The sequence below is a fragment of the Micromonospora sp. NPDC003816 genome (genome assembly GCF_042874705.1).
Classification (GTDB): domain Bacteria; phylum Actinomycetota; class Actinomycetes; order Mycobacteriales; family Micromonosporaceae; genus Micromonospora.
Map to the genome: position 1 here is coordinate 148734 of NZ_JBIANP010000001.1, position 12355 is coordinate 161088.

Here is a 12355-nt window from a genome sequence, read left to right on the forward strand (position 1 = left end):
CGAATCGATCAGAGGTAGACCACCCGACTGCGGCGGTCGGCGGTGACCGCGTCGAGTCCGGGCGCGTCGAGGTCCACGTAGAGCTGGAGCAGTTGCACCACCGGGTCGAGGTTGACCCCGGCCGGGAGCGGAAGGTTGATGGTGTCGTTGTTCGGCCGGTTCGGTGAGCTGGCGGCGTCCCACACCGCGCGGACCACGTTGCCGTCCGGGCCGGTCGCCTCGACCTGGGCCCGCAGCGTCTTCGGGGTGCCGGTGGCCTCGATGACCGCGGTGAACGATCCGGTCGCGGGATCCTTGGTCACCGAGAGCTTGACGCCACCGACGACCTGCACCACGGCCCCGATCGTCAGGCCGCGCACCGCGAAACTCAGCGTGCGGGCCAGCCCACCGGTGAACCCGGTGGAGGCCGGGTTGGGGGCCACGAAGACCTGGCCGTCGGTGAATGCGTGCAGGTCGGACTCGCACTTGTACGCGCCACCCTTGGGCAGCGGCTGGTACACGCTGGTGTTCGTCGCCGGCTCCGACTGGGTCAACGTGTAGGAGAGTCCCACGTCGTCACCGGAGACGTTGTGCGCGTACAGGTTCGGTTCACCATCGATGTTGATCACCTCGAACTGCACGCCCCCGGTCTGGTACGGGTCGGAGGTCTGCCCCCGCTGCGCCAGCACGAGCATCGGCAGGACGTTCGCCGCCACGCTCGCCACCTGCACCAGGGAGCCCAGCCAGTCGTCGAGCCCGGCCAGGCTGGCCCGTGCCGGCTGCACCGCTGCGGGGCCGGGAGCCGCCGTCGCGCTGCCCGGTGCGGCCAACCCGACCGTTGCGGCGGCACCGCCGAGCACGGCCGCGCCCCGCATCACGTCCCGGCGACTCACCGACCGACGACGGTGCTGTTCGTCCTGCATCTCCGACCTCCGCATCCGGCTGTGGTGTGCCGCGAGGCCGGTGTCGCACCCGTGGCCACACCGTGGGTGAAGGTGATGTTACTTGCGGTAAATATCGAAGTCTATCGTTCAATGGGGTGGGTTCGTGTTCCACCACTCGACAATGAACCACGGCACCGCGGTCGACCAGGATGCCGGTCACTCGCCGGCGCGGAGGACCTCGCTCAGCCGGTCGCGTCGCCGCAGCGCCGCCTCGACAGGTACGACTGCGGCGGCCGTCGCCACCAACGTCGCACCGAACAGGCCGAGCAGCCACCACGGCAGAACCGTCGCCGGATCGGCGGCCTGACCGGTGAGCAGCCGCAGTTCGAGCGGGCCGAGCGTCAGGTGCGCGAGCAGGGCCCCGAGCAGCGGGCCGCACACCGCGGCGACCACGACCGGCGGCAGCAGCTCTCCGGCGGCGACCCAGCGGGCGTCGCGGGGCCGCAGGCCGAGGGTCCGCAGCCGACTCAGGGTCTGCCACCGTTCCGAGGCACCCGCGGCGGCGGCGAGGGTGAGGCCGAGCAGTCCCAGCGCCAACACCACGATCGCGGCCGTCCACGCCAGTCGGAGTGTCCCTGCGGTCAGCGGAGCCGCTCGTTGCACCCGCTGCACGTCCGTGCGCAGGACGACATCGGCGGCGACGCCGGTTGCCGACACGGCCTGCGCCGCACCGGAGCCGGTCACCCAGACGGTGTTCGGAACGGCGGGCAGCCCCGCCTCGGCGAGGGCCGTGGCGTCCACGATGACGACGTCGCCGGCGCCGCCGACGGAGGGAGCGGTACCGACCGAGATGAGACGGATCGCCGGGCCGCCGTCCCGTGACAGCTGCAGCCGGGTGCCCGTCGGCACGTCGCCGGCGCCCGATCGGACCAGCGCGGGGACGTCCGCGGAGCCGGGGCCGGGCGTCGCGAGCCGCGCCAGCGCGGGCGCGTCGGGCAGCGGGGTGGTGGCCAACAGGCGCGCGAACGCGGCGGCGTCCACGACGACCAGGCGTGGGGTGAGCGGCGTCGACTCGGTGAAGACGCGCGCCGAGTCGGTCACCTGCGCGACGACGACCTGCTCGACCCCGGGTGCGGCAGCGATGCGCTCGGCGAGCGCGGGCGTCGCGCTCGCGGCGTCGGCACCGACGTCGAGACGGGCGTCGGCACCGACGGTGCTCCACGCGCCATCGGTCAGACCCCGGGTGATGGTGGCGCCGACGACGAGCGCGAACGACGCGAGCGCCGTGGCACTGATCAGCACCAGCAGCGGCAGCGCCCGTGCGGCCGTGGTGGCTGCCCGCGCGGCGCCGAACACGGCCAGCGGACGGCGCGAGCGCAGGGACTGGCGCAGCGCGAACCGCGCTCCGACGGGCAGCAGCCGCAGCACGACGAGCGCGCCGGCGAGCGCGCCCAGCGCGACGGCACTGATCGGGAGGACCAGGTCGCCGGTCAGCTCGCCGGCATCGTCGTCGGAGGCGACGGGCAGGAGCCCGCGCTGGTGCAGCGTCACGACGGCGGCGAGCGCCGCGATCAGCAGAGTCGCCTCCACCGCGGCACGACGCAGCCGGCCGGTGGCCAGGATCCACCGCCGCGCGGCCGGATTGGCCGGTTGGCGCCGGTCGCGGCTGGCGCGGGCCGCAGCGAGGATCCCGAACGTCGGCCCGGCCACGGCACCGGCCAGGACCACGGGGACGGCCCAGGTCCAGGAGACGCCCGGTGCGGCCGCGCGGGCGAGTACGAGCCCGACCGCGGCGGCCGACAGCGCCACCATCGTGGACTCGACGAGCAGTTCCGCACCGAGGTCGGGGAGCGCCGCACCGCGCTGCCGGGCAGCGGCCAGTGCCGGAGTACGGCGACGGACCAGCAGGTCGGCGGCGAGCAGCAGGACCAGTACCGTGGCGGTCAGCACTCCGGCGAGCAGGACGGCGGCCTGCACGGACGCGGCGCTGATCTGGGTACGGGAGTCGCGTAGGACGCTGTCGAGCGACGATTCCCACTTCAGGGAGTCGTCGCGGACCGCCGACGAGCCGGAGGCTGCCTTGAGCTTGACCACCTGGCCGGCGAGCGTCGCGGTGGCACCCCAGGTCAACGCGCCGGGTTCAGGGGCGAAGTGGACGGTGCGCCGCAGTTGGTCCTGGTCGAAGGCGAGCCGGGCGTCCGGCAGCGACTCGCGTGACAGCAGACCGGCGAACCGGGTGGTGCCCACCCCGTCGGCACCGGGCACGGGACGCAGCAGCGCCGGGGCGAGTCGCCAGGCAGGGTCGGCGCTGTCGGCGGGACGATAGATCCCGCTGATCCGGACGTCCTTGCCGTTGCCCTGGCCGTCCTGGACCGCGAGGCGATCGCCGGGGCCCAGGCGGAGGGCGGCGGCGTCGGCCTCGGAGAGGCCGACCTGCACCGGCCAGGGCGGTCCGTTATAGGGGACCTCGACGGACCGCTCGGGGACCGTGGGGCCGGGTGCGCTGCCGGCGATCCAGGTCACGTCCGGGCCGCCGAGGTCATCGGCCAGGTAGGTGAGCTGGAAGGTACGCGGCAGGTTGCCGCCGGTGATGGTGAGGACCGGGGTGTTGACCACGGCGGTCGGCGGCAACAACGCGGCGTCCAGGTCGGGTCCGAGCGCGAAGGCCGCCCGTTCGCGGAAGTCCTCGACGTCCTCGGCGAGGCGGGACATCCGGAACCGGCCGCCGGTCGGCCCGTCGTCGCGTTCCCAGTCGGCGTGCACGAGAACGTTCGCGTCGGTGCCCGCGCGGCGGACCGTGTCCTGGACGGCGTCGTCGGCGGCGGCACGGAGCAGCGCCGGTACGGCCCCGGCGAGCAGCGCGACGGCCGTGATGACGGCGGCGGTGAGCAGCAACGCCCCGGCGTCGGCCCGGCCCCGGCCGCGGACGCTGGGCCAGTGCGGCGCCGGCCGCCGCAGGGCCGGCCGCCGCGTCACGGAGCCACCCGCAGATGCGCGGCGTCGGCCCGGCGGACCTGGACGGTGACCACCGCGGCGACTGCGAGCAGGCAGGCGGCCAGCAGGACGGCGAGCAGCGCGGCCTCGGCCGGCCACGGCCAGTGCGGCTGGACGGCCGGGATGGGCGCGGCGCCGGTGTCGGAGCGGACCAGCAGGGGAGCGACGAGGCCGGTGGCGAGCGCGCCGACGGCCGCGCCCGCCGCGAGCAGGGGCAGCAGGATGACGGTGTGCTGACCGAGGAGCACGGCCCGGATACCGCGCCGGGTCATCCCCAGGCCGCGCAGCCGCGCCACCTCCACGGCGCGGGCCTGCAGATCGCAGGTCACGTGCAGGACGACGCCGGCGAGCAGCAGCAGGGCCGAGGCCGCGACGAGAAGCCGCTGTACGGCGGGCAGCGCGGCGTGCAACGGGCCGCCGGTGAGACGGGCGGTCTCCGCCTCGAGGGTCGTGACGGTGCCCAGGTGCAGAGCGGTGGCCCGCTCGGCGACGTCGGGCCCGGTGGGGTGGCCGACCCACCAGGCGTCGACCGGGAACGTCAGGTCGCCGGTGACGGCGCGGGCGCGCGACAGCATGTCCAGGTCGGCCAGGACGGCGACGGCACCGGGGGCCGACGGTACGGTCGGCACGACCTCGGTGACGACGATCGGGACGGGCGTGGTGCCGACCGTGACGCTGAGCGTGGTGCCGATGCCGCCGACCGCGTCGGCGAAGCGGGCGGAGACGGCGACGGGCACCGGGCCGGGGTCGGGGAAGGCGGTGGCGACGAGGGTGCGGGCGCCGTCCGCGCCACCCAGGTCGACGGTTGCCGCCATCCGCAGCGCGGTCTGCGTCGGCGTGGCGGCGAGTACGACGGTGGGGTCGCGCAGCCTGGTCGGGATCGGCGGCGCGGACGTGGCGGTCCACCCCGCTGCGGCAGCCGATCCGCTGGGCGGCACGGTGAGGGTGACGGCGACGGCGACGCGGCTGCCGACGGCGGCATCGGGATCGGCCGTGATCGGCAGGGACACCGCGACCAGGTGCAGTCCGTCGGCGGTCGCGCACGCGGGCAGCCGGTGCTCCCGGCCGTCGAGCGGCACGGGGGGACCGGTGCAGGGCAGGCGTAGACCGGCGGCGTCCTGCAGCAGCAGCTGGGGGGTCACGGCGAGTGGAGTGTCGCCGGTCGCGGTGCCGCTGAGCAGCAGAGGCGCACCGGCGGCGAGCGGGAGGCCGGTGGCGCGGGTCGGTGGGGCGAGTCGCGCACCGACATCGGTCCAGGTGCGGTCGTGGTCGAGTCGTCCGCGGAGCAGCGTGTCGGCGCGGGTGGTGTCGACGGCGACCAGGCGCGGCGCGTCGCCGGCGGTGCCGAGCCACTGACCGACGGCGGTACCCCGGCGGAGAACGGGACTCACCGCCCCCGAGGTCGCCGCGGCGACGTCTACGCCGTCTCCGGACGACGGCGTCGCGCTGAGGGACAACGCCAGGTCGGTGCCGACGGAGAGCGCCGCCTGGTCGCGCTGCGACTGGTGCCACGTGGTGTCGAAGGCGAGGCCGAAGGTCGCCGCCGCGCAGGCCAGCCCGACGAGGAGACCGGCGGCGACCGCCTGGGGCCGGCGGGCGGCTTCGGCGACCGCCAGCACCACGGCCAGCCCACGCGCGCGGTACGCCAGCCGGTCGGCGCCACGCAGGGCGGGCAGTACCACCCGCAGCGCCAGGGCGGCACCGGTGGCGAGCAGCAGCGCCGGTGCGAGCACCCGGACCGTGTCGGCGCGCGGGCTGGCGATGGTGGGCTGCGCGTACAGCTGCCACCACGCGGTCGTGGCGAGAGCCGCGAGCATCAGGTCGGCGCCGGAGCGGGCCAGCAGTTCGCGGCGGGTGCGTCGGTCGCCGGGTGCCGGGCCCGGCCGGATCGCCAGGACGGTCAGGACAGCGGCGAGCGCCAGCGCACCGCCGGCGACGGCGAGGACCTGCGCACCGGTGATGCCCGGCCGGGCGCCCAGGCCGGCGTCGGCCAGGGGAGACAGGTGGGTCAGGCCGGCGTGCAGGGCCGACGACGCCGGGATCGCGAGCGCGGCGGCGACGGCGGCGACGAACCCGGCGTCGAGTGTCGCGGTGGCGGCGAGTTGACGGCGGCTGGTGCCGAGGGCGGTCCGCAGGGCGGTCTCGTCGGCGCGTATGCCGGCGGTCAGCCGGCCGGCGAGGACGAGTGCCGTCGCGGTCAGGACACCGCCGAGGACGGCGATGGCGAGCACGAGGGTGGCGGTGGCGTGCCGTTGCTCGTCGGCGGTACGCAGGGTCAGCGGCAGGTCGGAGGCGACCCGAGCGAGCCGGACGCGCTCGCCGAGGGTCCCGGCCAACAGACTGTCGGCGTTACGGACGGCCCCGGCCACCGTCTCCAGGTCGCGGCGGGTGACCTGGGACAGGTCCGGATGGGCCGTGACCTCCATCCGGTCGACGGTGGCGCCGGTGGTGAGCAGGTCGGTGAGGTCGACGAGGAACGGTCCGTAGGCGTTGACCGGCTGCCGGAAACGGCCGTCCTGGTGGCCGGTGGCGACGCCTGCCGCGGCCAACGGGTCGCGGTCCCAGCCGCGACCCGGCATCGGGCGCACCACACCGACGACGGTCACGTCGACGGCCGGGACGGGATCGTGGGCCAGCTCGGCGCCGAGGCGTACCCGGTCGCCGGGGGTGAGGCCGAGCAACCGGGCGGTGGACTCCAGCACCACCGCGTCACCACGCCCGCGCGGCCAGCCCCCGGCGATCAGCTCGGCTCGGGTCGGCAGGTCGTCGAGCCCCGACAGGTACGCCTGGGCCGGCACGGTGGTGCCCGCAGCGAGCCCGGGCGGCAGCGCCCGCAGCACGGTCGAGGCCCGCGCGGTGGTGGTCACCGGGAACGGGGCGAGCGCGGCGGCCAGCACGGTGCGGGTGTCGGCGGCGACGGACCGCGCGTCCGGACCCTCGACGCTGCCGGTGTAGACGGTCACGTCGACGTCGGCGGGAGCGGCGCGACCCATGGCGACCTCCAGCGCCCGCTCGGCGGTGCGGGTGTTCAGCAGGGTGCAGGTGCCCAGCAGGGTCGCGCCGACCGTGACCACCCCGATCAGAGCCGCCAGCAACGGCCACTGCGCGCGGGCACGCCGGCTGACCAGCCTCAGCATCGGCACGTCACTCCGCGCCTGGCACGGGCTCGTCCGTCCGTCCGGCCGCCTCGTCGTGAAGCTGCCCGTCGTGGATCCGGAGCACCCGGTCGGCCAACGCCATCATCACCGGATCGTGGGTGGACACCAGGGCGGTGACGCCCTCGGACTCGACCACCCCACGCAGCAGGGCCATCACCGACAGGCCGGTCTCCGCGTCCAGTTGCCCGGTGGGTTCGTCGGCGACCAGGAGCCGGGGCGAGGCGGCCAGCGCACGGGCGATCGCCACCCGCTGCTGCTGGCCGCCGGACAGCTCGGCCGGTCGCTGCCGGGCGTGGTCGGCCAGACCGACCAGATCCAGCAGCAACGCGACCCGCCGCTCGCGCTCGGTCGGGGCCATGCGGGCCAGCCGCAGCGGGGCGGCGACGTTCTCCGCGGCCGAGAGCACCGGGATCAATCCGAAACTCTGGAAGATGTACGACACCTTCTCGCGCCGCAGCCGGGACAGACCGTCCTCGTCGAGCGCGGTGACGTCGGTGCCGTCGACGTGCACGGTGCCGGAGTCCGGGCGATCCAGGCCGCCGATGGTGTTGAGCAGGGTGGTCTTGCCCGACCCGGACCGGCCGACGAGTGCCACCATGGCACCGGGAGCCACGTCGAACGACACACCACGCAGGGCGTGCACGACGCTCGGCCCGGTGCGGAAGCGTCGGTGCACGTCGCGCACGCGCAACAGCGGCTCACTGTTCATTCGCCGTCTCCCGAGGGCCGGATCGTGATGTGGTCGGGTTCCAGGGCCAGCCGGACCCGTCGGGTCAGCGCCAGCGCCTGGCGGAAGTCGCGGGGCACCTGCACCCGCCCGGCGCGGTCCATCACGGCGTACTCCTCGGCGACCATGTGCGTGTCGCCCACCGCGTCGGTGGTGGTGCGGCGCAGCACCTCGCTGCTGGTGCGCCCGTCCCGGATCGCGACGGTCCGTTCGACCTGACCGCTGACCTGCGGGTCGTGTGTCACCACGACAACGGTGACGCCGTAGCGCCGGTTGACGTCCCGCAGTACGCCGAAGACCTCCGCCGACGTGGCGGCGTCCAGTTCGCCGGTCGGCTCGTCGGCGAGCAGCACCCGTGGTCGGTTGGCCAGCGCCACCGCGATCGCGACCCGCATCTGCTGCCCGCCGGAGAGTTGACCGGGGCGCCGATCGGCGCAGTCGGCGACACCGAGGCTGTCCAGCAGCTCGGCCGCGCGGTCCCGGCGCTCGGCCTTCGCGGTGCGGGCCGCCGTCATCGGCAGGTCCACCATCTCCCGTGCGGTCAGGTACGGGATCAGGTTGCTGGCGGTCTGCTGCCGGACGAACCCGACGGTGTGCCGCCGGTAGTGCACCCGGTCGGTGCGGGACATCCCCAGCAGGTTCCACCGGTCGACCCGGACCCGTCCGGCGGTCGGGGCGTCGATGCCGGCCAGAATGGACAGCAGCGTCGACTTGCCCGACCCGGAGGCACCGACGACGGCGACCAGTTCCCCGCTGTCCACGGTCAGGTCCAGTCCCTGCAGTGCCTGCACCTCGATCGCACCGGTCTGGTAGATCCGCACCAGGTTCTCGCAGACGATGAGCGCGTCCCGACCGAACTCGGGTGCCCGCGCGGGTGGCTGCGGCAGGGACAGCGGTGTGCGGGACATTGCTTCCTCCGTCCGGGTGGTGCCGACGCCGAGCCAGCCTATGTCTGCGCCACCGGCGGTCAGTCGGGGCGCTGCTCGCGGCCCGTGTCGTTCAGGCCGTCGACGAGGATCTCCGCCTCGTCTGTCGAGATGGCCATCGTGGTGCTGAGCAGCTCGATCGCCTGTTCGCGCTGCCCGGCCTCCACCAGTGCCGCGATCCGGAGCCAGGCGAACGTGTCGGCCATCGCGTCGTTCTTCCCGCCGGGCGCCGACGGCCACCCGGCCGGCGGAGCAGTGGCGTCCTGAGCTGATCGGTCTTGCGCCGTGGCATCCGGGTAACTGACGCCGGGTGCCGCCGCATCCGCGTCGGACACGTCGGACGTCGACGCGTCAGAAGGGGCTTCAGCGGGGACGGGATCACGGGAGGCCGCCTCGCGCATGCGGGCGTCGGCGATCCGGGTGGTCGCGTCCCGCAGGCGGGTGTCCGCGTCCGGGGACGCCGCCGCCCGCGTCTGCATCTCGCGTACCTGGGTGCCCAGCAGGTCCTGGCGGCCACTGCGGCGGCGCAGGACGATCGTGATCACCGTGATGAGCGTGATCGCGACGAGGAAACCCGCCACCAGCTCCAGCAGGCTCACGTCGGTGCCACCGGGGCTCATCAGGCCAGCCCGTCTCGACCGGGACACGGCCGGCCGGCCCCGCCACTGCCGCGATCCCACCACATGCGGGGCATCGTAGTGCTGCTAGTAGCTCATGCGTGCCAGGGTGTGCTTGTCCGGCTTACCGCTCGGCCCCACCGGCACCCGCTCGATCGACTGGATCGTCTGCGGCGCCGACGCCCCTCCGAGGGTCTCCGCCACCAGGGCACGCAGTCGTGCCGCGTCGGGTGTGTGGCCGTCGGCCGGCACCACGTAGGCGTGCACCGCCTCCCCGGTGAGGTCGTCGGGTCGGCCGACGACGTAGGCCTCGGCCACGGTGGGGTCGGCGACGAGGACCCGCTCGATCGGCCCGGCGTACACGAGGGTGGCGTGCACGATGATGACGTCCCGGATCCGGCCGAGCAGGTGCAGGTAGCCGTCGCTGTCCAGGCGGGCGAGGTCACGGGTGCGGACCCAACCGTCGACGAAGACCTCGGCGGTCTCGACGGGGTCGCCCTGGTAGGCGGTGGCCTGCGCCGGTGTCCGCACGAAGAGTTCACCCTCGGTGGCGGGGCGGCCGTCGGCGTCACGGATGGACAGCTCGGTCACCGAGGGTGCTCGGCCGACCGAGGCGAGCACCCTCGGGGAGACCAGCATCTCGGCCGGCGTCACCATGGTGATCATGCCGGTCTCGGTCTGGCCGTAACCGTGGAAGATCACGGGGCCGAGGACGTCGAGTGCTTCGGCGAGCCGAGCCGGCGCGAGGGGGGAGCCGGAGACCAGCAGTGCCTGCAGGCTGCTCAGGTCGGTGGGTGCGGTGCGGTGGTCCTGGACGAGTTGGTGCAGTTTACCGACGGTGATCACGCTGGCGGTCGCCCGGTTCCGGCTGATCATCCCCGGGAAGCCGGGGGACCGGTCGGCGATCAGGGTGCCACCTGCGGTCAGGGCGAGGACGGCGTACTCCAGCATCACCTGGCTGCTCAGCGAGCCGAAGACGAGGTAGCGCTGGAGGCGGGGGGCGAGGTCGGCGACCGCCGGGGGCCAGCGGTCCGGGTACGGGGCCCAGGCCGCACTCATCGCCGCGTAGGTCTGGGCGCAGCCCTTCGGGGTGCCGGTGCTGCCGCTGGTCCAGGTGATCCGGGCGATGTCGCCCAGGCGTCCGGCCGCGACCAGCGTGGTCCCGGGGTCGGGGGTGGCCGCCAGGTCGGTGACGTGCGCGTCGGTGACGTGCAGGGGGTTGTCGTCGAGTTGGTGGGTGAGCTGCGCCGAGGGCAGGTCGGGACGGATGCCGGAGACCCGGGCGCCGACGGCGAAGGCCGCGATGATCGTCGCGAACGCCTCGGCGGTGACCCCGAGTTGCAGGGCCACTCCGACACCGGGCCCGGCTCCGGCGGCGCGTAGTCCGGCGGCGATCCGGCGGACCAGTCCGGACATCTGCGCGGCGGTGACCGTCCGGTCGCCGTCGCGGAAGACCGGTCGGTCGCCGCCGGTGGCGAGCAGGTCCAGCACGGGCTGTGGCCAGATCTCAGTCGGCATCGGACAGCACGCCTTTGAGGAAGAGCACGAGTGGCTGGTGGTGCACGGCGGGAAGGTCCCAGTGGTTCTCAAGGTTCTCGGCGAGGTGGTGCTCGGCGACGAGCCGCCCGCCGCGGTGCACCCGGATGACCGGATGCAGGTAGCTGGCGTCGTGGGCGTGTTCGGCGTCGTTCTCGGAGATCCGGGGGATCGTGATGTCGAAGGGGTCGACCTGGTCGTGGTCCGGTCCGTACTCCAACGTGGCCACGACGGCGAGCGGTGCGGGTCCCAGGCCGCCGTCGTGCAGGTAGTCGACCGGTACCTCCTCGTGGTAGCGCGCGGTGTCACCGGAGACGGTGACGACGTCGCCGAGGACGGCGAACTGCTGCCACAGTGCCGAGGTGCGGTTGAGGCGGGCGATGAGGGCGTCGGCGATCGCCTCCGGAGTGTTCTCCAGTGGTGTGGACGGCCAGGGTGAGTCGTGGTGGCGGGCGGTCAGGATGCGGTGCAGGGCGCGCACGCCGTACCGGAAGCCGTGGATGAATCCGCTGGTGGAGCGTTTGAAGTCGCGTTGTTGGGTGAGGGTGCCGGCGAAGTGCAGGCCCGGGACGTTCACCGACTCGTAGGCAGAGTTCTGCTCGGGGAAGCGATCGTTGTGTACGAGTCGCGGTCGGGCGGAGGGGTCGAAGATGCTCGCGTCGAATCGGAACCCGGTGCAGAGGATGATCCGGTCGTAGTCGAGGTGCCGGGTCGACTCGACGGTGCGCGCGTAGCGGAAGTCGATGCGGTAGCCGCCGTCGTCGCGTCGGGTGATCCGTTCGACGGTGCCGTCGAGGACGGCGTTCTGTGACTTGAGCTGGTAGGTGTCGAGGAAGTTGTTGTTCACCGCGCGCAGGTGCCCGACGTAGTGGGACTGCCACGCCAGTGTGATCGAGTGCGGGCCGGCGACGTGGATGACCGCGGCGGTCTCGACGAGCGCGTCGGCGGTCTCGAAGGCCGAGTTGCCCTTGCCGATGATGAGCACCCGCTGGTTGGTGAAGTCGTCCGGGTCGACGCTGACGGTGTCGTACCGCTCGGCGAGTGCGACGCCCTCTATCGGCGGGACGTAGAGCTGGGAGACCCCGGTGGCGACCACGACACGGTGGGCGGTCAGGGTGTCCTCGCCGGTGCAGACGGTGAACACGTCGCCGTCCCGTGCGACCCGGGTGACCCGGGTGTCGTATCTGACCTGTAGGCCGTGGGCGAAGTCGGCGAGGTACCGCAGCAGGTCGTCCGCGTGGGGGAAGTAGCGCCGGCTGTAGTTCTTGAACAGCAGCGCCGGATCGTCGGTGAGCAGCGAGTTCCAGTCCGCCCGCAGGTTGAACTCCGGATCCTCGGAACCGGTCCAGATCTTGTTGATCGAGATGAGTTGCCGGTGCCGGGGATAGGTGGTGAAGAAGGTGCCCGGTGTGGGACCGGCTTCCAGCACCAGATAGTCACGACCGTCGCGCTGCAACAGTGCGGCGAGCTGGAGTCCAGCCGGTCCGGCTCCGATGATCAGGTAATCGAGCGGCATGCAGCGCAACGTAACGAG

At 73.6% G+C, this 12355-nt stretch carries 8 protein-coding genes; all 8 read right to left on the reverse strand.

Annotated features, from left to right (window positions below):
- Positions 1-8 precede the first annotated feature (8 nt).
- Positions 9-902, reverse strand: coding sequence for a hypothetical protein (locus ACFYTT_RS00650; protein WP_387256822.1), 894 nt, complete (start codon positions 900-902; stop codon positions 9-11).
- 177 nt (positions 903-1079) lie between these two features.
- Positions 1080-3839, reverse strand: a complete 2760-nt coding sequence (locus tag ACFYTT_RS00655) for an FtsX-like permease family protein (RefSeq protein ID WP_387256823.1) — start codon at positions 3837-3839, stop codon at positions 1080-1082.
- Complete coding sequence (locus ACFYTT_RS00660) at positions 3836-6994, reverse strand: FtsX-like permease family protein (protein WP_387257950.1); 3159 nt, start codon at positions 6992-6994, stop codon at positions 3836-3838. Before ACFYTT_RS00660 ends, ACFYTT_RS00655 begins: the two co-directional genes overlap by 4 nt.
- A gap of 7 nt (positions 6995-7001) precedes the next feature.
- On the reverse strand, positions 7002-7724 hold the full coding sequence (locus ACFYTT_RS00665; protein WP_387256825.1) for an ABC transporter ATP-binding protein: 723 nt from the start codon (positions 7722-7724) through the stop codon (positions 7002-7004).
- Entirely contained in the window at positions 7721-8650 is a 930-nt protein-coding gene (locus ACFYTT_RS00670; RefSeq protein WP_131051509.1) for an ABC transporter ATP-binding protein, read from the reverse strand. The genes ACFYTT_RS00665 and ACFYTT_RS00670 overlap by 4 nt, the downstream gene beginning before the upstream one ends.
- A 59-nt stretch (positions 8651-8709) precedes the next feature.
- Positions 8710-9288, reverse strand: a complete 579-nt coding sequence (locus ACFYTT_RS00675; RefSeq protein ID WP_387256827.1) for a hypothetical protein — start codon at positions 9286-9288, stop codon at positions 8710-8712.
- 84 nt (positions 9289-9372) lie between these two features.
- Positions 9373-10803 (reverse strand): class I adenylate-forming enzyme family protein, encoded by a 1431-nt coding sequence (locus tag ACFYTT_RS00680; protein ID WP_387256828.1) that lies wholly within the window; start codon positions 10801-10803, stop codon positions 9373-9375.
- Complete coding sequence (locus tag ACFYTT_RS00685) at positions 10793-12337, reverse strand: NAD(P)-binding domain-containing protein (protein WP_387256829.1); 1545 nt, start codon at positions 12335-12337, stop codon at positions 10793-10795. The genes ACFYTT_RS00680 and ACFYTT_RS00685 overlap by 11 nt, the downstream gene beginning before the upstream one ends.
- Positions 12338-12355: the final 18 nt, after the last annotated feature.